Raw genomic sequence first — 22,060 nt, 5'->3', positions numbered from 1 at the left:
ACCGGCCGGCCGGACAGCAACACCCCGCACATCGCGCCGCCCACGAGCGAGCAAGGAGCACGATGACCACCGTTTCCACCCCCTCAATCACCGGAGCGGAGCTACTGCTGCGGGACTTCTCTCTGGAGATGACGGGCAAAGACACACCGAAGCTCCAGGTCACGGCGGAATCCCTGCCCGTGGGCACTCGGATCAACGTGACCTATCTGGGCAACGAGGACCTGCCTCTGAGGCGCGAAGCGGCACGGTCTGTCCGCAGCCTCGGTCTGAACCCGGTTCCGCACATCTCCGCTCGCCGGCTCGAGTCGCAGGAGCGGCTGGAGGAATTCCTTGCCGCCCTGCGGGAGGACGGGACGCAACAGAGCGTCTTCGTCGTCGGAGGCGACCCCACCCACCCGCACGGCCCCTACACCGACTCAATGGCCGTCATCCGTACGGGACTGCTCAAGCAGTACGGCGTCACTCACGTAGGTATGAGCGGCTACCCCGAAGGCCACCCGAACATCCCGGACGAGGCGCTGTGGGCCGCGTTGGAGGAGAAGTCAGCGCTCCTGGCCGCAGAGGGGCTGGAAGGCGACATCATCACCCAGTTCGGGTTCGACGCCGAACCCGTCCTGCAATGGACAGCCCAGCTGCGTGAACGTGAGATCCACTGGCCCGTGCGGGTGGGGGTTCCCGGCCCCGCAGGTGTACGCAGGTTGCTGTCGTACGCTGCCCGCTTCGGAGTCGGGACAAGTACCTCCATCGCCCGCAAGTACGGACTGTCCCTGACCAACCTCATGGGTACGGCCGGCCCTGACCGGTTCATCCGCGCACTGGCCGCAGGATACGACGCTGCCACTCACGGCGAGATGAAGCTGCACTTCTACACCTTCGGTGGGCTGAGCGCGACTTCCACCTGGATCGATGAATTCCGCACCACGGAGGGTCTGAAGTGACCGTCATCCAAACGAGCCCTGCACGGGCCTCTTCGCTGCGCACCCCCGCTCACCAGGCCTCGCTGATCGTCCAGGGCACGGACCGGGTCGGCATCGTCGGCGCCGTCGGGACCCTGCTCAGCCGTCGGGGTGCCAACATCATCTGCCTCGACCAGCATTCCGTGCCTGAATCCGGGGCGTTCTTCCAGCGCACCATCTTCTCGCTCGACGGACTCCAAGCCGCACTGCCGGAGATCAGCCACGAGCTGAGGCACGAACTGGCCACAGACTTCGAGCTCTCCTTCACACTGCGAGACCTCTCCGTTCCCAAACGGGTAGCGATCTTCGCCTCCAAGTCGGACCACTGCCTGCTCGACTTGCTCTGGCGCCATCGGCGCGGCGAACTCCCGGTCAGTATCGCCATGGTGATCTCCAACCACCCCGACACGGCAGAAGAGGTCCGCACCTTCGGCATCCCCTTCTTCCACGTCCCGTCCATGGGCCCGGACAAGTCCGCAGCCGAGGCCGAGCACATACGGCTGCTGAAGGACAACGTCGACTTCGTCGTCCTGGCCCGCTACATGCAGATCCTCTCCGGCGACTTCATCCAGCAGGTCGGCGTGCCCATCATCAACATCCACCACTCCTTTCTGCCGGCCTTCATCGGCGCCGGGCCCTACGCCAAGGCCAGAGAACGCGGAGTGAAGCTCATCGGCGCCACCGCCCACTACGTGACCGAGGACCTCGACGAGGGCCCCATCATCGAGCAGGACGTCGCCCGCGCTACCCACGCGGACACCACCGCCGACCTCATGCGCCGGGGCGCCGATGTCGAGCGCGCCGTGCTCTCGCGCGCTGTGCTGTGGCACGCCGAGGACCGGGTCATCCGCCACGGCAACCACACGATCGTCTTCTCATGACAACAACGGTCACCGGAAAGACTGCCACGACCTTGCTTCTCGACGGGACAGCTGAAGCCCGGGCGCTGCGGACGAAGGTGGCGCAGGACGTCGCCGCAGCAGCCCAGCGCTACGGAGCGGTACCCGGCCTCGCCACCGTCCTGGTCGGCAACGATCCCGCGAGCGTCGCGTATGTAACTGCCAAACGGCGGGCAATCAGGGAGGCGGGCATGCGGGACATGCACTGCTACCTGCCCGGTAACGCCGCCCAGGCGGAAGTCGCGGCCGTCATAGACGAACTCGCCCAGGATTCCGAGGTCTCCGGCATCCTCCTCCAGCTGCCCCTGCCCGAGGGCCTTGATGCGGCGACGCTCATCGACCGCATCCCGGTCAGCAAGGACGTCGACGGGCTGACCACCGCCAGCACCGGCCTGCTGGCCCGCGGAGCACACGGACTGCGCCCATGCACCCCGGTCGGGGTGCTCCATCTCCTGGACGGGGCACACGTCGGACTGCGGGGTGCGCATGCCGTCGTGGTCGGGCACTCCGCCCTGGTCGGACGCCCCATGGCCAGGATGCTCCTGCAACGCGATGCCACCGTCACCGTCGCCCACCAGCACACCGTCGACCTTGCCTCCCTGACCCGGCAGGCCGACATCCTCATCGTCGCCGCCGGCGTGCACGGTCTTGTCGGCGCCGAACACGTCAAGCAAGGCGCTGTCGTCATCGATGTAGGCATCCACCGCACTCCCGAGGGCCTGGAAGGCGATGTTCGAGCCCATGAACTGCGGGGTATCGCACGCCTGATCACCCCGGTGCCGGGCGGCGTGGGGCCCATGACCATTGCCGTTCTGCTGACAAACACCCTGCTGGCATTCGAGCAGGAGCGAACGTGCAGCTGACACCCGGAGCGAGAGCCACTTCCGGGACCGTCTTGCGGCCGGAAGGCCTGCGGGAGGACCTTCACGGCAACGGATGCGTCGTCATGGGGATCCTCAACGTGACCCCGGACTCGTTCTCCGACGGTGGCTTGCACGAGGGAACCGAGCGGGCCGTTGCCCACGGCTTCACTCTGGCCGCCCAAGGCGCCGACATCGTCGATGTGGGCGGCGAGTCCACTCGACCTGGAGCTGTGCCGGTACCAGAAGAAGAAGAGCTCTCCAGGGTCCTGCCGGTCGTCCGCGAACTCAGCGCCGGCAGCGTGCGGGTGAGCATCGACACCATGCACGCCGACGTGGCGCGCGCTGCTCTGCGAGCCGGGGCCTGCATGGTCAACGACGTCAGTGGCGGCCTCGCCGATTCTCAGATGGCTCGTGTGGTCGCGGAGTCCGGCGCTCCCTTCGTCGTCATGCACTGGCGCGCCCCCAGCCGGTCGATGCATCGCCACGCGGGCTACGGAGACGTCGTCGCGGAGGTCCGCGACGAACTGTGCCGGCGTCTGGACGAGCTCTCGGCTCAGGGCGTGGCCCGGGAACAGCTCGTGCTGGATCCGGGGCTGGGCTTCGCCAAGCGCCCCGAGCACGACTGGGCTCTGCTCTCGCACCTCGATGTGTTCACCGGTCTGGGGCTGCCCGTGCTCGTGGGCGCTTCACGCAAGTCTTTCCTCGCCACTGTCTGCGCGACACCTCATGGCGGCGTACCGGCCGGCCGGGACGCCGCCACCACGGCGGTCTCCGCGCTGGCGGCCTCGGCCGGCGCCTGGGGAATACGGGTCCATGACGTGCCGGCCAACCGCGATGCAGTACGCGTCGCGAGGGCTTGGCACTCCCCTGCCCGCCGCGGCTGACGCTCTGTGGGGCACACCCCTGTCAGGGGTGGTACGTGCTCATCCCCTTGGCCAATTCCTCGGCTGCCGACTTGAGCCGCGCAGCCATTTGAGACTCCCACCCAGGTTCGGCAGACCATTCAGGGCAGACCAGACCGAGCGCGGCGTACATCCCCGGCTCAGGCAGACGCACGGCGACTCCCAGCGACAGCACACCTGGTTCGCTCTCACCGCGGTTGACCGCATATCCGGCGTCGCGGGCGATGCCCACAGCCGCCATCAGACCCTCGACGGTGGCGATCGACTTGTCCGTCACAGCTTGCGGCGGGGCGTCCCGGTACAGCTGGAGCAACTGCTCATCACTCAGTGTTGCCAGCAATGCCTTCCCTACCCCGGTGACATGAGCCGGCAAGGTGTCCCCCGTGCGCAGCGCGGCCCGGATCGTCCGGCGGCTCTCGACGCCGTCGATGTAGAGGATGTCCCGGCCCCGGGGAAGCGCGAGATGTGCGGTCATCTCCGTGGCCGCCGCCAGCTCCGTCAGCACGGGCCTGGCGAGGGCGCGGATGTCGAGGGCGCGTACTGCGGACAGGCCCACGTCCACCAGGGCAGCGCCAGGCTTGAACACCCGGGAGACAGCGTCCTGCCGGACGAAGTCGTAGTAGGCGAGCATCGCCATGAGGCGGTGCGCGCTAGAACGGGCGACACCCAGTTCCGCAGCGACGTCCGCGAGACTGAGGTGATCGCGCTCGCTGATGAGCAGCAGGATGCGCAGGGTGTTCTCCACCGACGCGATCGGATAGGCAGGAGTCGCGCGGTCGTCCAGCGGCGGCATCTCGCCGAGACGTTGGGGTGGGGTTTCCATGCACTCAGCTTCCCATGCGGGGCGGGGTGGTACCGAGGGTGTGGCCTGCCCACGGACGGCCCGTTGGGCGGGTGACGGCACCATAAGCTCCTTGTGCGCGGGGTCCTCCGGTCCCGGAGGTCTGTGGACTCCGCGTTGGTGGAAGAGGGGGCACGGCGGTGCCCTGGACGGGCCGACGGAAAGAATCACGCATGAGTGACCACACTCAGACCCTTTCATGGATCTTGAGAATGATCAGGAGCGGTACGGCCGTGACACGGCCCGAGCTCAGTCGTGCCACGGGGCTGGGCCGCACAGTGATCACCCAGCGGGTGAACCAGGCGCTCCAGGCTGGTCTGGTCGTGGAGGGGCAGCCTGCGCCGTCCACCGGCGGAAGGCCCTCCAGGGTCCTGCGGATCGTCCCCGGCCGGGCCGTGGTTCTGGCTGCGGTGTTCGGAGCGACGCAGGTGCGCGCTGCATTGGCCGACCTCGACGGAACCCTCCTCGGCGAATACCGGTCGGCCTGGGACATCGACGCCGGCCCCGACGCCTCCCTCACCGCCCTCTACGAGGCCAGTGCACAGCTCCTCGTGCCGGAATACGAGGACCGGCTGTGGGCAGTGTGCGTCGGGGTGCCGGGGCCGGTGGATTTCGCCCGCGGTGTCGCCGTCCAGCCACCGATCATGTCGGGATGGGATGGTTTCCCCCTTCGAGACCGGCTGGAGGACCACTTCCGGGTACCGGCGTGGGTCGACAACGACGCGAACCTGATGGCCCTGGGGGCTTGGAGTGAAGAACATGCGACTTCCGGCGAGCATGTATTGCTGGTCAAAGCGAGCACCGGCATCGGCCTGGGGCTGATCTCCGGGGGCCGACTGCACCGTGGGGCCCGCGGCGCGGCGGGAGACCTGGGCCACACGATCGTGGCCGAGGAGTCGCGGCACCGGTGCCGGTGCGGCAAGTACGGGTGTCTGGAGGCCCTGGCCGGCGGCTGGGCTCTGACCCGTGACGCCCGCGCCGCGGGCCTGGCGGGACGCAGTCCTTTCCTCGCCGACCGTCTGGCCCGTCCAGGGACTGCCCTGTCGGTCGAGGATGTGCTGGACGGCTGCTCGGAGGGGGACGCGGTCTGCGTCGAACTCGTCTCCAGGGCAGGCGAACTCATCGGCGCGCAACTCGCCACCTTGGTGAGTGTCCTGAACCCCACCACGGTCTTCGTCTCTGGTCTCCTGGCCCGGGCGGGCGAGACCCTGCGCGGCCCGCTCACCGAGGTGGTGCAACGGCGCTCCCTCCCCCTGGCCACGGACGAACTGGTTATTACGGAAGTGGGCCTGGCCGGCCGCGAAGGCGTCATGGGCGCAGCCACGCTCGCCGTGGACGAACTCCTGCACCCGGAACTCCTCGGCCAGTGGCTGCCTCAGGGAGCTCCGGGATCCGGAGTCCGGCACAGACTCTTCAACGGCTCCTCCGCGAGCATCATGTGACGGCATGACAGAACGTGCCTGATGCCTCTGACGTGGTCTGCGGAGCCGCCCTTCCAGCTACGTCGACTGTTGCAGCGCGACGGCCTCGTCCGGGTCCGTCCGGGTGGATTCGTGTGTCACGGTCGGCACAGAGCCAACGTCGAGCAGAGCCCGTTTGAGCGGGATCACGGCCAGCAGACTCACTGCGCAGACTCCGCTGATGAGGGCGGCAACCGCTATCGAGGTGTCGAAGCGAGCGAAGAGGGACTCGGCGACCAGCGGCACGATGCCGCCGCCCACGATGGAGCCGATCTGGAAGCAGAGCGATGCTCCGCTGTACCGGACGGACGCGGGGAACATGAGCGTCAGCATGGCCGGCTGCGCTCCGTTGATCATCGAGTTCGCCATCGTCATCAGCAGCAGGCCGGCGAACACCAGAGGCACGACTGCGGTGTTCACCAACAGGAACATCGGATACACGGCGAGCACCGCGAGACCCGTGCCGGCCATGAACATCCGCTTGCGGCCTACGCGGTCGGCGGCTCGTCCTGCGCCGAGCATCATCGCGATCCACGGCAGGCTGAGGCCCACACTGATCCACAGCATGGTGCTGCTGTCCAGATCCAGCTGATGAGTTCCGTAGCTCACCATGTACACGGACAGGAACGTGCCGAGCGTGGGGCCGGCCAGGGACAGCAGGCTGCCGGAGAGAACGTGGAGAGGTGAGCGGCGGAAGACCTCCACCAGCGGAATCTGGGCGATGTCGTTCTTCTCACGGGCCTTTTCGAACTCATCAGTCTCCGTGATCGACATCCGCACCAGCAAGCCGACCAGTATCAGCACAGCACTGAACAGGAACGGCAGGCGCCAAGCCCAGTCCTCCATCGCCCGAGTGGAGAAGACTTGGGTCATGAGCAGGAAAGCCAGCTGCGAGACGAGGATGCCGGTGGGGATGCCGATCTGAGGGAACGATCCGTAGAGAGCCCGGCGGTTGGGGGGCGCGTGCTCGACGGCCATGAGGGCAGCTCCGCCCCACTCGCCGCCGACGCCTATCCCCTGCACCAGCCGCAGCGCGACCAGCAGGACGGGGGCCCACACCCCGATGGTGTTGTAGGTGGGCAGCAGTCCTATGGCGGTGGTCGCGACTCCCATGGTGAGCAGGGAGAAGACCAGGACCGACTTACGGCCGAAGCGGTCACCGAAGTGACCGGCGACGAGGGCTCCCAGCGGGCGGGCAACGAAGCCGACGGCGAAGGCCGCCAGTGAAGCGAGCGTGCCGCCGGTGTCGGAGAACTCCGGGAAGAACTGCTGGCTGAACACCAGAGCCGCCGCCAGCCCGTAGATGTTGAAGTCGTACCACTCGATCACGCTGCCGATGTAGCTGGCCAGCGCGATTCTGCCCGGACCTGGACGGGACGCCATGGGCACTCCTCCTTGAGTGATCTGGTGCGACCCGTCCTGTATAGCAGTCAGTCATTCTGCGGTACAGACACATGAAGGGCATTTGGTGCTGCCAGGTTCCAGTTCACCCCGGGGCATCCGGCCGAGGGCGGCGCAGATGGATCGGCGAGCAACGCCTTCCGGACGGGGGGCCGCTAAGCGGCTCGGAGCGCTTGCGGCACATCCACCCAGGCGCCACTGCCCGCGGACGCGACGACCGCTGCGGAGAGCTGAGCCGCACGCAAACCGTCAGCGAAAGTGGGCAGCCCAGGCACCTCCTCGCCGCCGATCGCGGCGTACGTGTCCGCCACGAAGTCCGCGAAACTCTCGTAGTACCCCTGCGGATGCCCCGAGGGCAGGCCGGCCGCACGTCCCACGGGCGCTCCCGGCCGAGAAGGATCCCGCATCACCACCTGGTTGCTGTCGCGGCCCCCGATCCACAGCGACTCCGGGCTCTCCTGCTGAAAGGAATAGCTCGCGTCCGGACCGTCGAGCGACAAGGACAGGGCGTTCTTGTAGCCCGCCGACGCCTGGCTGACCACTACCGACCCGACCGCGCCGGCGTCCGTCTGCAGAAGCACCACCGCGCCGTCCTCGGTCGCGACGGGCACCTGCGTCCCGTCGACGGACGGCCGGGTGTCGGTCGAGCGCCCGAAGCCGGCGTTGACGCGAGTGATGCGCTGCCCAGTGACGAACTCGGCCAGGTCGCACCAGTGCACGCCGATGTCCCCGAACGCTCGCGTCGCACCGCCCGCAGCCGGGTCCACCCGCCAGTTGCTTGCGCCGGAGTCGGCGAGCCAGTCCTGGAGATAACTCCCGTGGACAAGCCACGGCGGGCGGTGCCCCGGTTGCGCGAGACGAGCCCGGGCATCCCTGATGGACGCGTAGTACCTGTAGACGAACGGAACGGCGGTGACCAGACCCCGCTCGGCAGCCAGCTCCGTGAGCTCCCGGGCCGTCGCCGGATCGGTCGCCAGCGGCTTCTCGCAGACCACCGCGACACCTGCAGTCAGGGCGGTACGGCAAAACTCGGCGTGCGTAACGTTGGGCGTGCAGACGTGCACCACATCTACGCCCGCTCGGAGCGCATCCTCGATCGAGTCGAATCCCTGACCGGCGCCCCACCTGTGGGCAGCCTCCCGGCCTTTCGCGGGAGTCGACCCCACGACCCCCACCACCTCACCGCCGGCGACCGTGGCGGACCGAGAGTGGACGGACCCCATGAAACCCGTGCCGACAACTGCCACGCGCAGTCGACCCATGACGCACCTAACCTTCCAGCCCCATGGCCATTAAAGCCTGGGACGATCGAAAGAATCGCCTGATAGTTGTCCATCAAGGCAGGCTTTCGCTTAGATTAAGCGAAAGCCTGATCGGAGCCAAGGAGTAGCAACATGACCGCGGACCCGCAGCCGGCTCGCCAGCCGGTCACCCTGTTCACCGGCCAGTGGGCGGACCTGCCGTTCGAAGAGGTGGCCCGCCTGGCCAGTGCGTGGGGGTACGACGGACTGGAGATCGCCGCGTCAGGCGACCATCTCGACCTTGCCCGCGCGGAGGCCGACCCTCGCTATCTCCGAGAGCGGCTGGACATCCTGGACCGCCACGGCCTGCGCGTCTGGGCGATCTCGCACCACCTCGGCGGTCAAGCGGTCTGCGACGACCCGATCGACTTCCGGCACAAGGCCATCCTGCGGTCCGAGATCTGGGGCGACGGAGACGAAGAAGGTGTGCGTCGCCGTGCGGCAGAGGACATGAAGCGGGCGGCCCGAGTGGCCCGCAAGCTGGGCGCGGACACCGTCGTGGGGTTCACCGGATCGAAGATCTGGAAATACGTGGCCATGTTCCCGCCGGTGAGCCAGGCCGTCATCGACGACGGCTACGAGGACTTCGCAAGGCGCTGGAACCCCGTCCTCGATGTCTTCGACGCCGAGGGAGTGCGCTTCGCGCACGAGGTGCACCCCTCAGAGATCGCTTACGACTACTGGACCACCGTCCGGGCCCTGGACGCCGTGGACCGTCGTCCCGCCTTCGGGCTGAACTGGGACCCCTCCCACATGATGTGGCAGAACATCGACCCGGTCGCCTTCATCACCGACTTCGCCGACCGCATCTACCACGTCGACTGCAAGGACACCCGGGTGCGCACACCCAACGGTCGCGCCGGCGTGCTCGGCTCCCACCTGGCCTGGGGCGACCCCCGTCGCGGCTGGGACTTCGTCTCCACCGGACACGGCGACGTCCCCTGGGAAGACGCCTTCCGGTCACTGGCGGCCATCGGGTACGACGGACCGATCTCCGTGGAGTGGGAGGACGCCGGCATGGACCGGCTCCACGGCGCCGCCGAGGCCGTCGGCAGGATCCGCGCCGCGCTGTGGCCGCTCCCCGACGCGGCCTTCGATGCCGCCTTCAGCAACCAGTAGCCGGCCCGCACACGAGCCGGCCGGGAGACGGGGGTCTGCGCGTGCCGGCCGGTTGGTCGTATGGTCGTCCCGTGAATCATGGCGAAGATGCCGGCAAGTCCGCGCACGACAGAAGGCCGCCCTCAGTGGCCCGACGGGGCAGTGTGCAGCGCGTGCTGGAGGTTCTACGCCTGGACGGCCCGTCTTCCCAGGCAGCCCTCGCGCGCCGGACCGGGCTGTCGCGTGCGACCGTCAACGCCATCGTGAAAGGCCTGAGGGACGAGGGCGTGGCCGAGGTCCGTCCGGTCAACGGCCGGGAGTCGCTCGTCGCCCTCGTCTCCAGCAACGCCGCGGTCGTCGCCGTACAGGTCAACGTAGGTTCCCTGCGCGCGGCTGTGTTCGACTTCGGTCGTATGACTCGCCTGGACACGGAGATTCCCTACGCCGAGGGCTCAGAGGATGTCGGCATCGCTCTCGTCTCCGACACAGTGATGGCCCTGGCCGCCCGAGCCGGACTGGGACCGGAGGAACTGGCAGGAGTGGCCGTCGCCATGCAGGCGCCCATCGCCCGCGCCACCGGAACCATCGCCTCCTGGGCCCAGCTCCAACTTCCCGCGTGGACCGACGTCCCGATCGCCGACACCCTGGCCGAACGCCTCGGCATCCCAGTGATCGCCGACAACGACGCCAACCTCGCCGCCCTCGCCGAATGGACATGGGGTGCGGGCCGGGGCGCCGCAGACTTCCTGTACGTCATGTGCGCCGCAGGCGTCGGCGGTGGGTTTGTCATCGACGGCAAGATCTATCGCGGCGGCGACGGGCTGGCGGGGGAGATCGGACACATGGTGCTGGAATCCCACGGCCCCGTCTGCTTCTGCGGGAGCCGGGGCTGCCTCACCACCTTCGTATCCGAGAAGTTCCTCCTCCTCGCCCTGGAGGACTCCGGAAGTTCACGCAAGAGCCTCAAAGAGATCGTCGCCGCCGCTCGCCGGGGCGATCCGGCTTGCCGGCGGGTCCTTTACGAGGCGGGACGCCACCTGGGGCGCGCCTTCGCCAACACCGCCAAGCTCATGGCGCCGAGCGTGATCGCGGTAGGCGGTGCCCTCAGCGAGGCCGGCCCCCTCCTCTTCGAGAGTATTGAGTCTTCGGTCGAGGTGCACAGCCTGCGAGCCGTCTCGCCGTCCATTCGATTCGTGCCTGCCCGACTCGGCGACGACACAGCCCTGCTCGGTGGCCTCGCCGCGGTGCTCGCGGACGCCGGCCAAGGGGTCAGCACCCTGCCCGAATGGGTCAGGCAACCAGCGACTGTTCGAGACGTGAACAGTCAGGCAAGAAATCGTTGACAAACAAGTCTGAAATTGTACGATAACCAGAAGTGAGGTCGGCTGAGCCGCGCAGGCTGTCGCACCGCACGGAACGTGTATCTCGGTCTGCGTGAGCCGCACCAGCGGAGAAACGCTCAGCGCACGGGTCTCGGAACCCGGTAGCGCACATAAATCCTGGTGAGAACAGATTCACTGGCGCCACCCCTGGCTGACCCCTGTCAGCACCACCGGTGCAGGGAAGACTGTTCAGAACTCGAACGGTTATAAGGGATCTCAATGATGAGTCAACCGACGAGCATTGACGCAGCACCGCCGACGACCACCGCGACGCCCGACGACTCCCCGACCGGCGTCAGCAGGATGTTCATCCAGCTCAGTGTCATGATGCTGCTGGAGTTCATCGTCTTCGGCTCGTGGTTCGCCACTCTCGGACTCGTCCTCGCGACGAACGGCCTGGCGCCCGTCATCGGGACTGCCTTCACGCTGGCCGCTGTCGCGGCCATCGTCTCACCGATGCTCCTGGGCGCCCTGGGCGACCGATTTCTCGCTTCCCAGAAGGGTCTCGGCCTTGCGCATCTGGTAGGCGGAGCCGTCCTGCTGCTACTGCCCGCCGCCGTGGGCGCCGGCAGCGGCACTCTCACCGTCACACTCATCTTCGTATACATGCTGTTCTTCCAGCCCACCCTCGGTCTGGCCAACGCCATCGCCTTCCGCCATCTCGGTGCGGACAACCGGCACTTCCCCTTCATCCGGGTCTTCGGCACCGTCGGCTGGGTCGTCGCCGGCTTCGGTGTGGGTTGGCTCGGACTGTCGGCCTCCGTCGGCATCTTCTACGTCGCGGCTGTCGCCAGCTTCGTACTGGGCTTCTACTCCTTCACCCTTCCCGCCACCCCGCCGCCCGCCAAGGGCGTGCGGTTCTCCATCGGCGACCTCGTCGGCGCGAAGGCTCTCCGGCTCCTGCGGCACCGCAACTTCGCCGTACTGATGGGTTGTGCCGTACTCACCTCCATCTCGCTGGGCGTCTACAACACCTACGCCTCCACCTACCTCGGCGCCCTCGACGTGGGCAACGTCGCCGGCGTACTCGCCCTGGGACAGGCGTCCGAGGTCGTGTTCATCGTGACCATTCCCTTCATGCTCAAGCGCATCGGCATGAAGTGGGCCCTCTTCACGGGTATGTGCATGTGGGCCCTGCGCTTCGTCCTCTTCATCGAGGCTGCGGGCAGCGGCAACTGGCTGGCCATCACGGCAGTCGTGCTCCAGGGCATCTGCAACGACTTCTTCCTCATCCTCGCCGCCATGTACATCGGCCAGGTCGCCCCCGTCGAACTCGCCGCCCAGGCCCAGAGCATGCTCATCCTCGTCGTCTCCGGCATCGGCGCCTTCATCGGCTCCCTCGTCTCCGGCGAGATCTACACCGCCACCGTCGGCAGCCAGAGCAACCCTGAGCCCGGTGACTGGAGTGCCGTCTGGGCGTTCCCCATCGCCACTGCGGCCCTCGCCGCCCTGGTGTGGGCCGTCTTCTTCCGGCAGCCCCGTCGTGAGGAAGCCACGCCCATCAACGCGTGAACTGCCAAATCAGCGCACGACAGAGCCAGTGACAGAACGCGGAAGGGAAGGCGGTCACCATGCGGGACTCGTGTGACGCCTTGCTCCGCACAGCGAGCGTTCTGACTCCCCACTCGGGAGTCAGAACACCGCACACCCTCCAGGGCCTGGTCTTCAGCGCCTGGGAACGCAGCAGCCGACTCGGCCTGCGCGAGGTACGCGGTCCGACGGTCCGAATGCCCCTCATCCGTCGGACGCCACGGTCAGCTGACTGAGGCGCCCTCCCCCACCTCAGCGCAGAGAAGAGTCAGAGAAGTGAAGAAGACGCAGAACATGGACCGCATCTGCGGGTCCGCACGGATCCAGGGTGGGTGCTGACCATGGCCTCCCTCGACAAGCGCTACGACGCCCTGGTCATCGGCTCCGGCGCTGCCGGCAGCATCGCCGTCAAGGAGCTCACTGAGCGCGGCCTGGAGGTCCTCCTCCTGGAGGCCGGCCGTGACATCAGCGAGGCGGACTTCGTGCCGCAGCCGGCGACGGCTCCCAAGGCGATGAGCATCAGTCTCGGCGGCCGTCTGCGCTCCGGCCTCAAGGGCCAGTACGTGCAGGCCCGACGGGCTATGTTCAAGGACCAGACCAGCCCGTTCCTGGTCAATGACTTCAAGCACCCCTACGCGTCCGACAGCGAGTTCCTCTGGATCCGCGGACGCCAGCTCGGCGGACGCCTGCACGCCTACGGCCGGGTGCTGCTGCGGTCTTCCGACCACGAGTTCAAGGCCGCGTCCCGGGACGGACACGGCGAGGACTGGCCGATCTCCTACGCCGACATCGCTCCGTACTACGACCAGGTCGAGGAGTTCCTCGGGCTGTACGGTACGGACGAGGGCATCGACAACCTCCCCGACGGCAAGTACCGCGGCCCCTCCGTGATGACCAAGGCGGAGAAGGAGTTCAAGTCCACGGTCGAGAGCCGCTGGCCCGACCGTCACGTCACCCCGTGGCGTTACGCCGCCCCCAACCTGCACCGTGTCCCGCTCGGGATCGTGGCCGCGCGCGAGACGGGCCGCCTGACGACCCGCACCGACGCGATCGTGGAGAAGATCACCGTCAATTCCAAGACCGGTCTGGCCGACGGCGCGATATTCATCGACCAGAACACCAAGGCCCGGCACCGCGTCTACGCGGACGTCGTGGTCTCGTGCGCCTCCGCCATCGAGTCGGTGCGCCTGATGTTCAACTCCGCGAGCGACGCGCACCCCGACGGCCTGGCCAACTCCTCCGGTCTGCTCGGCCACTACTTCATGGACCAGACCCCGAGCCTGCTGTTCGGCGACGACCCGAACCACCCCGGCGCGGAGTCGCCGGAAGACCCTGCCCCCGCGGACCCGTATTACCCGCCCATCGGCGGTGTGTACATCCCGCACTTCGAGAACGTCGACAGGACCACCACGAAGGACTTCGCGCGAGGCTGGTCGGTGCAGGGCACCATCGGCCGGATGCCCGTCCCCGCGGGCTCGGGGGGTGTCGTCGGCCTCATGGGCTTCGGCGAGATGCTGCCGTACTACAACAACCGCATCACCGTGCACTCCCGCCGCACCGACGCGTGGGGAATCCCGATCCCGCGTATCCATCTCTCCCTCACCGACAACGAGCGGGCCATGATGCGCGCCCAGGTCCGTGGTCTGCGGGAGATGGCCGAGGCGAGCGGCTACCGCGTCAACTTCGCGGCGTCCGCGCTCGGCCTGGACTCCAAGAAGATCTGGCCGGACGCCGACCCGATCAGCCGCGCGATCTTCCGCATCGGCATCAAGCGGAGCCTCGCCATGGGCGCGGCGATCCACGAGTGCGGCGGCGCCCGGATGGGCAACGACCCGGCGAAGTCGATCCTCAACGAGCACAACCAGGCGTGGGACGTACCCAACCTGTTCGTCACGGACGCCAGCGCCTACGTGTCGAACGGCGGCGTGGGCCCGACCCTGACGATCATGGCCCTGACCGCGCGCGCGTGTGAGTACATCGCCCAGCAGCACGCGGACGGCTCGCTCCACAAGGAAACCGCCCGCAACAGCTAGGGCCCGAAGGGGCCGGTCCCCCACCGGCGGACCGGCCCCGCGGCTCCGTCCCCCCGACGAACACACCTGGTGCCAGACATGTTTGAGAACTTCCTGATCCGCCCGGACAGCCTGCGCAACGAGGTCCGCGACGGCAAGACCGTGGGCTTCACCCTGGCTGTCCGCCACGCCAACTACCGCGGCTGCTACCTCTCCCTCCACAACGGCTACTACGTCGAGGTGGACGGGACCGAGTACCCCACCGACGTCCAGACCTTCGAGATCAACGGCAAGCCGCCGCGGACCTTCGCCGAAATCAAGCTCGCCGTGCACGAGCACTGGAACTACGACGACGAGGCGATCCTGCACATCGCGGCCCCCGGCGGCCTCGCTGCGGGCGAGCACATCGTGCGCTTCCAGCAGTCCGTCCTCGCCGCCTACGGGTACCTCCCCACCGACGAGGAATGGGTCAAGAACCCGCCGCAGCCGGGATCCGGCGCGGGGTCGGACAAGACCCCCGAGATCATCGCCTACCCCCTCACCCTGACCGAGCCGGAGAAGACCCGATGACCATCCAGCGCGGCGTGTCGCTCTACAGCTACCAGCAGTCCCAGTTCTTCAAGGAACTCACCCTTGAGGACCAGATCCGCGAGGTCGGCCAGAACCTCGGCGGTGCCGACGGCATCGAGCTCATCGACGAGATGTCCCTCCGATACCCGGATCCGGGCGAAGACTTCCGCCGTCAGTGGTTCCGGTGGATGGAGACCTACGGCACCAAGCCCGTGGCGATGGACGTCGGCATGGACGTGCTCCAGTTCCGCGACCACGTCATGACGTACGAGGAGTGTGCCGACCGGCTCCGCCAGGACATCCGTCTGGCGAAGTCCCTGGGCTTCAGCAACGTCCGGGTGCTGTCCGTGGTTCCGGTCGAGATCCTGGTCTCGGCGCTGCCGCTGGCCGAGGAGCTCGACATCAAGCTCGGCAAGGAGATCCACCAGCCGATGAACCTGGAAGGGCCCGAGGTCGGCGAGATCCTCGACGTCGTCCAGCGCACCGGCACCCGCCACCTCGGCATCGTGCCCGACCTCGGCATCTTCGGCTTCCGCCCCTCGGAAGTGCTGCTGTCCTGGCTGGAGCGCCGCGGCGCGCAGTCAACCGCTTCCGATGCGTCCGTGGAACTGGCGCTCGCCGTCCGTGCCGGCAGCGCCCCCTTCGACCTGGCCGCCGTCTACCGCCACACGGCGGGCAACGTGCGTTCCGGTTTCAGCCGCTATCTGACCAGCGGGGAGAGCGCGCCGGAGCTGCGCGAGGCGTTCGAGGGCCTGAAGAAGTACACGCAGGACCGGGTCACCGACCCTCAGGACATCGACTACCGCACGGTCGCCGAGGCGCTCCTGCTCTCGCGCACCTCCGGTGACACGCTCCGGGAGATCGCGCCGCACGTCATCCACGTGCACGGCAAGTTCAACAACATGTCCGAGGTGCCTGGCAAGCCCGGCCAGTACCAGGACATCGCCATCGACTACGAGACCGCGATCGGCGCCCTCAAGGCCGGCGGCTTCGACGGATACATCAACTCCGAGTACGAGGGCCAGCGGTACTTCCAGGACCGTGGCCTCGAGGATCTCATGGACGAGGTGGACCAGGTCCGCCGCCACCAGGAGATGCTCGGAAGGTTGCTGGCCGCATGAGCGAAGGACCCGCCGCGCCCGCGGCGCCCGAGGGCCGGCTTCTGGCGTACGTCGGGAGCTATCCCAGCGACACCGACCCCACTGCAGGCGGTATCACCGCGCTCGACGTCTCCTGGGACGGTCGCAAGATCACCCCGGCACACCGGATCGCCGAGCCCCGGGAGGCCGGACACCTGGCTTACGCCGAGTCCACCGGGACCCTCTACGCAGTCGATGAGCGCAAGACCGACGGACGCGGCCCGGTACAGCCCCCGGCCGCGGTTCACGCGCTCTCCGTCTCTCGAAGCGACGGGAACCTCACTCCGGTCAACTTCCGCGTCGCACCCGGTCCCCGACCCACCTATGTGTCGGTGGACCAGCGCCGCGGCCTGCTGGTGACGGCCAACCATGGCGACTTCGAGCACGTGGAGAAGGTGCGCCAGGCCGAGGACGGGACCTGGCAGGTGGAGTACGTCTACGACGACTCGACCGTGCTGCTCTTCGGGCTGGAGGCGGACGGCGCCGTGGGCCCCCTCCGTGACGTCAAGGTCATGGAGGGCCACGGCAAGGACCCCAATTCCAGCCCCCAGGCGGGCGGGCACGCGCAGTCCAGCGGGCACGCCCACTGCGCGGTCATCGACCCGTCCGGTGACTTCGTGCTGGTGGGAGACAAGGGCACCGACCGGATCCTCGTGTACCGGCTCGGGGACACCCTCGAGCTGGTCCACACCCATCAGACGCCGCCGGAGATCGCGCCGCGGCACATCGCTTTCGGGCCCGAGGGCGACCGCTGCTACGTGACCTACGAGCTGGCCTCGGAGGTCGCGTCGTACGCCTTCGACCCGGAGACGGGCGCGTTGGAGGAGCTCTCCCGGCTCTCGACTCTGCCGGAGGGGTACTCCGCCCCCAACGAACCGGCGGAGGTCCGCGTACACCCCAACGGAAGGTTTGTGTACGTGAACAACCGGGGCGAAGACACCGTCGTCGCCTTCCGCGCAGAGCGGGACGGCGAGCTGACTCGGGTAGGACACGTCTCCCTGGCACCCTCCGTCCACCCCGGGCTCGCGGCACGCAGCTTCGCCTTCGATCCGTCAGGCACGTTCCTGCTCGTGGCCGACCGGCCCGCCGACCTGGTGCGTGCCTACACGGTTGATTCCGAGGTCGGTTCACTGACTCCGCTGACCGAGGCCCGCGTGGCCCAGCCTGCGTTCGTGGAGTTCGTCGTACTGCCCGGCTGACGAAGCGGGGAGAGAACCGCCGGTGAGGTACCCGACTTCCTCATCGGCGGCTTCGTCGCGCCCAGGAAGCGAGCCCTGCGGTCAGGCAGCGGCGTCGAGCCCGGTGGAGGAAGCCAGCTCTGAGATCCAACCTCGGGAGTGGACACCGGGTTTCATGCGACGAGTGACAGAGTACGTGTCGTGACCAGTGGGTGTTCGAACTCGATTGGTGTGAGGTAGCCGAGGGCGGAGTGCCGGCGACGCCGGTTGTAGTACGACAGCCAGCGGAACAGCTCGAGCCGCGTCTGCGCCTTCGAGGTCCAGCGCCTCCCGTGGAGCAACTCGCGCTTGAGGCCCTGGAGAATGACTCGGCCAGGGCGTTGTCGTAGCTCGAGCCGACTCGGCCCATGCTGAGGCGGATGCCGTGCCGGCGGCACACCTCGGCGAAGGCGGCCGCACGGTATTGAGCGCCCCTGTCGGTGTGGAAAACGACGCCGCGAACCTGGCCGCCACGGGCAGCCACGGCCATCTCGATCGCGTCGGTGACGAGCGAGGTGCGCATGTGATCGGCGATCGACCGGCCCACCACCCGCCGCGAACAGACGTCGATCACCGTGGCGGGGTAGAGCCACGCCGTGCCGACGGGTATGTACGTGATGTCGCCGCACCACCTGGTGTTCAGCGTGTCCGCGGTGAAGTCGCGCATCACCAGGTCCGGCGCGGGCGGCGCGGTCCTGTCCACGATCGTCGTGCGCTTCTTCTTCCGCAGGTGCCGGCCGACGATGTGGTTGATCCGCATCAGCCGTGTGACACTCCCCCGCGAGCGGGGGTACCCCCAGCGGTTGATCCGGTGTCCGCGGGCACGGAGCTCGGCATGGACGCGCGGAGCGCCGTAGGCGCCATGCTGCTCGGCGTGGATGGCACGGATCCCGGCCAGGGTCCGCTTCTCCTCGGCCTGGCGCTCGGTGCGGGCCGGCTCGGTGGCCAGGTGCCGGTAGTAGCCGGCGCGAGATGTCCCGAGCACACGGCAGATCCGCTTGACGCCGAAGTCGGCCCGGCTGTCGGAGATGAGGTCCCAGCGGCGGGGGCTCACTTCACCTCCCGAGCGAGATAGGCGGCTGCCCGGCGCAGGATCCCGCGCTCCAGGTGCCACTCTTTCTGGCCTTGAGCAGCCGGGCGTTCTCCGCCCGCAGCCGGGCCAGCTCCTCCGCCTCGCTTCCGCCTGCGTCACGGCGTCCGGGCACGGTTTCGGCCTCGGCCTTGCGGACCCACGTTCGCAGCGACTCCGCGGTGCTCCCGAGATCCGCGGCCACCGCCGCATACGTCCGCTTGCCTGCCGCGGGGCGGTAGAGCGCGACGGCGTCTTTCCGAAACTCCTCCGGGTACGGAGACTTGCGTCCCACCTGCATTCCAGGGTGGCGGGGGCTGGTCCGAGGGTCGTAGAACATGTGGACAGCACTCTCCGTGACGGCGCATGCGCCGCATACCGAGGGCGCCTGCACTCGGGGCACCAGGATCACCGGGACCATCCCCGCGGGCGCGGGGAGCACACTGCGTGACCTGTTGGTTCACGTTCGGGCAGACGGGTTTTGCAGCACTTGTACAGATTCCGCCATTTGGCATCTATAGGACATCGTAGAGGTCACTCACTCCCTTCAAGCAGCGAAGTTGGGAGGATCTGGTCCAGCCAGGGTCGGCGGCGCTCCAGGTGCGTTGAGCGACGCGGATGAGGCGGCGGATGAAAGTCACTCGTGGCGTACAAAGGAGCGACCAGACACGTGCCTCGTATCTACCGGAGTGATTCCTCCCTACCGCACCCCTGACCATGACAGAGCGTGCACAACGCTCCTCCCCTCCTCAGGTAGCATCGCCCACCTGCCTTGCTCTGGAAGAACCCACCCCGTGGGGGAATCTGGGGAGTTCGAGTTCCGCTGGGGAGCCCGTGGGGAGAACCGGCTGCACTATGCGACAGGAGTCCGAAAGACCGTGAAAGAGGCGTCGCCGCAGTTCAGCGCTGGCGAACGCGCGATCGTCGCAGATCGGCGGCCCCAGGTGGACGGCTTCAAGAAGATCTCCTCGTGGGCAGCCATCCTCTTCGCCCCGACCCTCGTCGGCACGATCTACGGGATGAACTTCTCGCACATGCCGGAGTTGCACTGGGTGATGGGGTATCCGTTCGCGATCGGTCTGATGGGCGTCGTCTGCGTGAGCCTGTATCTGATGTTCAAGCGGCGGGACTGGCTGTGACCGACCCCGCGTCCTCCGGGACGGACCTCGGCACGCGGCAGCCGGGCCGGGCCACCGCGCGCGAGGCGGCCGGGCCGTCGCGCGAGCGCACCTGGCGGCACCTCTCCCCACTGCTGCGGCTCCTCGTCCTCACCCAGCTCGCCTTCAACGTCGGCTTCTACGCGGTGCTGCCGTTCCTCGCCGAGCACCTGGGCACCGCGATCGGTCTGGCGGGCTGGCTGGTGGGGCTCGTGCTCGGGCTGCGGACCTTCAGCCAGCAGGGCCTGTTCGTGGTGGGCGGCTGGCTGGTCGACCGGTACGGCGTCCGCCCGGTCGTGCTGGCCGGGTGCGCGCTGCGCGTCGCCGGTTTCGCCTGGCTGGGGTACGCGGCGGCCACCTGGTCGGTGATCGGCGCGGTGCTCGTCATCGGGTTCGCCGCCGCCCTGTTCTCCCCTGCGGTCGAATCCGAGGTGGCCCGGCAGGCGGTCACCTGGGAGGAGGCGGGCCACGGGCCCCGTACGCGGGTGCTCGCCCTGTTCACCGTGGCGGGCCAGGCCGGTGCCTTCGTCGGCCCGCTGCTCGGCGGGCTGCTGCTCGCGGTGGACTTCCGCACCGCCTGCCTCGCCGGGGCCGGGGTCTTCGTGCTCGTGCTGGCCGGGCACGCGTGGCTGATGCCGCAGCACATCCCCGGGCGGGTCCGCGCCCGCGGCCGTGGCGGTCTGCGCACCCTGCTGCGCAACCGCCCCTTCCTCGCCCTGTGCTGCGCGTACGGCAGCTACCTGCTCGCCTACAACCAGCTCTATCTCGCGCTGCCCGCCGAGGTGGAGCGGGCGGCGGGCTCCCAGGCGCCGCTGTCCTGGCTGTTCGCCCTGTCCTCGCTGCTCGTGGTCTTCGCCCAACTGCCGGTCACCCGCCGGGCGGGCGACCGGTTCGACCTGCGCCGCTCCATGGCCGCCGGACTGCTGCTCATCGCCGCCGGGTTCGCGGTGGTGGCCGCCGCCCGGCCCGCGGCCCTGACGGGGGTCACGGGGCTGCTGCCCGCTGCGGGGTACGTGGTGCTGCTCACCCTCGGGCAGATGCTCGTCGCCCCGGCCGCCCGCGCCTGGGTCCCCGACCTCGCCGAGGACGGGCGGCTCGGCCTCTACACCGGCGCGCTGTCCTCGGTCTCCGGGCTGATCGTCCTCGCCGGCAGTTCCGCCACCGGTTCCCTGCTCGACCTGGGGCTGCCGCCGGCCGTGCCCTGGCTCGTCCTCGCCGCCGTACCGGCCCTGGCGGTGGCCCTGCTGCCCCGCGCGCCGGAACCCCGTACGGACTGACCCCTTCACGGACTGCCCCGCCAGGACGTCACCTTCCGCCGGTGAAGTGCGGCGGCGGGGGTAACCGATTGCGGAAGAGCCGAAGAGGTCCGGCGGGCGCGTGCCCGCCGACGGGTGAGGGACGGTGGGGAGTCATGTCCGATTCCGACGCGCCTCGGGCCGCTCGGGTCGTGGTCGGGGTCAGCGGCTCGCCGGGCAGCCTCGCGGCGCTGCGCCGGGCGGCCGGTGAGGCCCGGCTCAGAGGGGCCGAGCTGTGGCCGGTGCTGGCCTGGGAGGCGCCCGGCGGCGGTCCCGGCGCGCAGCGGTCGCTGGCCGGTGGCGTCCTGGTCGAGGACTGGGCGCGGCTGGCGCGGAAGCGGCTGCTGAGCGCGTTGTGCGAGGTGTTCGGCGGTACCGGCGCGGGGGTTCCGCTGCGGGCCCTCGTCGCCGAGGGCACTCCCGCGCGGGTGCTGGTGCGGACGGCCGACCGCGAGGACGACGTCCTGGTCGTCGGCTCCGGCGGGCGCGGCTTCTTCAACCGCGTCCTGTGGCCGTCGGTCGGCCGGCGCTGCCTCGCCCGCGCCGTCTGCCCCGTCCTCGTGGTGCCGCCGTCCCCGCTGGAGGCCGCGCTGGCGACCGCGCGCAGACGCAACGCCTGGCGGCTGCGGATGGACACGGGGCATGTGGAACGGGAGTTCAGGGCAGCCGCCGCGCCACCCGAGGTATGAGACGCGACGGACGGCGGGCGGCTGACGGCGACGGGCGGCGGGGGGCGGCTGGCGGCGGAGGGGGACTGACGGCGACGGGGGGGGGCGGCTGGCGGCGACGGGGGCGACGGCGGGCGGCGACGGGCGGCGGCTGACGGCGACGGGCGGCTGGCGACTGACGGCTGGCGGCTGGCGGCTGGCGGCTGGCGGCTGGCGGCTGGCGGCTGGCGGCTGGCGGCTGGCGGCGGGCGGCTGGCGGCTGCCGGCGGGCGCCTGGCGGCTCGCCGCTGGCGCCAGCCG

General features: G+C 68.8%; 17 protein-coding genes and 2 pseudogenes. 15 read left to right on the top strand and 4 right to left on the bottom strand.

Annotated features, from left to right (window positions below; genetic code table 11):
* The first annotated feature begins 62 nt into the window (after positions 1 to 62).
* From ACFV6E_RS16870 to folP, 4 genes are all read left to right on the top strand, one after another.
* Entirely contained in the window at positions 63 to 938 is an 876-nt protein-coding gene (locus tag ACFV6E_RS16870) for a methylenetetrahydrofolate reductase (RefSeq protein ID WP_385462308.1), read from the top strand.
* Complete coding sequence (gene purU, locus ACFV6E_RS16865) at positions 935 to 1,837, top strand: formyltetrahydrofolate deformylase (protein ID WP_385462305.1); 903 nt, start codon at positions 935 to 937, stop codon at positions 1,835 to 1,837. The genes ACFV6E_RS16870 and purU overlap by 4 nt, the downstream gene beginning before the upstream one ends.
* Positions 1,834 to 2,718: a bifunctional 5,10-methylenetetrahydrofolate dehydrogenase/5,10-methenyltetrahydrofolate cyclohydrolase gene (locus ACFV6E_RS16860; RefSeq protein WP_385462302.1), complete on the top strand. Its 885-nt coding sequence runs from the start codon at positions 1,834 to 1,836 to the stop codon at positions 2,716 to 2,718. The genes purU and ACFV6E_RS16860 overlap by 4 nt, the downstream gene beginning before the upstream one ends.
* 83 nt (positions 2,719 to 2,801) lie before the next feature.
* A complete protein-coding gene (gene folP, locus ACFV6E_RS16855; RefSeq protein WP_385462453.1) occupies positions 2,802 to 3,602 on the top strand; it encodes a dihydropteroate synthase in 801 nt (266 codons plus the stop codon).
* 22 nt (positions 3,603 to 3,624) lie between these two features.
* Here folP and ACFV6E_RS16850 read toward each other — a convergent pair whose 3' ends face one another.
* Positions 3,625 to 4,443 (bottom strand): IclR family transcriptional regulator, encoded by an 819-nt coding sequence (locus ACFV6E_RS16850; protein ID WP_385164828.1) that lies wholly within the window; start codon positions 4,441 to 4,443, stop codon positions 3,625 to 3,627.
* Positions 4,444 to 4,754: 311 nt separating this feature from the next.
* On the opposite strand from ACFV6E_RS16850, the gene ACFV6E_RS16845 reads away from it, so the two are divergent.
* Positions 4,755 to 5,903 carry an ROK family protein gene (locus tag ACFV6E_RS16845; protein ID WP_385462299.1) on the top strand — a complete coding sequence of 383 codons (1,149 nt, stop codon included), beginning with the start codon at positions 4,755 to 4,757 and terminating at the stop codon, positions 5,901 to 5,903.
* A 57-nt stretch (positions 5,904 to 5,960) separates the two neighbouring features.
* Here the strand turns inward: ACFV6E_RS16845 and ACFV6E_RS16840 are convergent, their stop codons facing one another.
* Together ACFV6E_RS16840 and ACFV6E_RS16835 are read right to left on the bottom strand one after the other, a co-directional pair.
* Positions 5,961 to 7,304 (bottom strand): MFS transporter, encoded by a 1,344-nt coding sequence (locus tag ACFV6E_RS16840; protein WP_385462296.1) that lies wholly within the window; start codon positions 7,302 to 7,304, stop codon positions 5,961 to 5,963.
* Positions 7,305 to 7,477: 173 nt separating this feature from the next.
* Positions 7,478 to 8,584: a Gfo/Idh/MocA family protein gene (locus ACFV6E_RS16835; RefSeq protein WP_385462293.1), complete on the bottom strand. Its 1,107-nt coding sequence runs from the start codon at positions 8,582 to 8,584 to the stop codon at positions 7,478 to 7,480.
* Between the two features lie 132 nt (positions 8,585 to 8,716).
* Between ACFV6E_RS16835 and ACFV6E_RS16830 the strand changes: the two genes are divergently transcribed.
* From ACFV6E_RS16830 to ACFV6E_RS16800, 7 genes are all read left to right on the top strand, one after another.
* Positions 8,717 to 9,742 (top strand): sugar phosphate isomerase/epimerase family protein, encoded by a 1,026-nt coding sequence (locus ACFV6E_RS16830; RefSeq protein ID WP_385462290.1) that lies wholly within the window; start codon positions 8,717 to 8,719, stop codon positions 9,740 to 9,742.
* Between the two features lie 71 nt (positions 9,743 to 9,813).
* Positions 9,814 to 11,064: an ROK family transcriptional regulator gene (locus ACFV6E_RS16825; RefSeq protein WP_385462287.1), complete on the top strand. Its 1,251-nt coding sequence runs from the start codon at positions 9,814 to 9,816 to the stop codon at positions 11,062 to 11,064.
* Positions 11,065 to 11,325: 261 nt separating this feature from the next.
* A complete protein-coding gene (locus ACFV6E_RS16820) occupies positions 11,326 to 12,615 on the top strand; it encodes an MFS transporter (protein ID WP_385462284.1) in 1,290 nt (429 codons plus the stop codon).
* A gap of 359 nt (positions 12,616 to 12,974) precedes the next feature.
* A complete protein-coding gene (locus tag ACFV6E_RS16815) occupies positions 12,975 to 14,666 on the top strand; it encodes a GMC oxidoreductase (RefSeq protein ID WP_385462281.1) in 1,692 nt (563 codons plus the stop codon).
* Positions 14,667 to 14,744: 78 nt separating this feature from the next.
* Positions 14,745 to 15,215, top strand: a complete 471-nt coding sequence (locus tag ACFV6E_RS16810) for a DUF6379 domain-containing protein (protein ID WP_385164850.1) — start codon at positions 14,745 to 14,747, stop codon at positions 15,213 to 15,215.
* Positions 15,212 to 16,336 carry a sugar phosphate isomerase/epimerase family protein gene (locus ACFV6E_RS16805; protein WP_385164852.1) on the top strand — a complete coding sequence of 375 codons (1,125 nt, stop codon included), beginning with the start codon at positions 15,212 to 15,214 and terminating at the stop codon, positions 16,334 to 16,336. The genes ACFV6E_RS16810 and ACFV6E_RS16805 overlap by 4 nt, the downstream gene beginning before the upstream one ends.
* Positions 16,333 to 17,553, top strand: a complete 1,221-nt coding sequence (locus ACFV6E_RS16800) for a lactonase family protein (RefSeq protein ID WP_385462278.1) — start codon at positions 16,333 to 16,335, stop codon at positions 17,551 to 17,553. Before ACFV6E_RS16805 ends, ACFV6E_RS16800 begins: the two co-directional genes overlap by 4 nt.
* Positions 17,554 to 17,705: 152 nt before the next feature.
* Here ACFV6E_RS16800 and ACFV6E_RS16795 read toward each other — a convergent pair.
* A pseudogene (locus ACFV6E_RS16795) lies at positions 17,706 to 18,935 on the bottom strand (IS3 family transposase).
* A gap of 601 nt (positions 18,936 to 19,536) precedes the next feature.
* Here ACFV6E_RS16795 and ACFV6E_RS16790 point away from each other — a divergent pair.
* The 3 genes and pseudogenes from ACFV6E_RS16790 to ACFV6E_RS16780 all read left to right on the top strand — a co-directional run.
* A pseudogene (locus tag ACFV6E_RS16790) lies at positions 19,537 to 19,779 on the top strand (CorA family divalent cation transporter); the annotation flags it as partial.
* A gap of 110 nt (positions 19,780 to 19,889) precedes the next feature.
* Entirely contained in the window at positions 19,890 to 21,074 is a 1,185-nt protein-coding gene (locus ACFV6E_RS16785; protein WP_385164870.1) for an MDR family MFS transporter, read from the top strand.
* Between the two features lie 134 nt (positions 21,075 to 21,208).
* A complete protein-coding gene (locus ACFV6E_RS16780; RefSeq protein ID WP_385462275.1) occupies positions 21,209 to 21,781 on the top strand; it encodes a universal stress protein in 573 nt (190 codons plus the stop codon).
* The last annotated feature ends 279 nt before the right edge of the window (positions 21,782 to 22,060 follow it).

Source organism: Streptomyces sp. NPDC059785 (assembly GCF_042732375.1).
In the GTDB taxonomy this organism is placed as follows: Bacteria; Actinomycetota; Actinomycetes; order Streptomycetales; family Streptomycetaceae; genus Streptomyces.
This window is presented reverse-complemented; position numbering and strand designations above follow the sequence as displayed.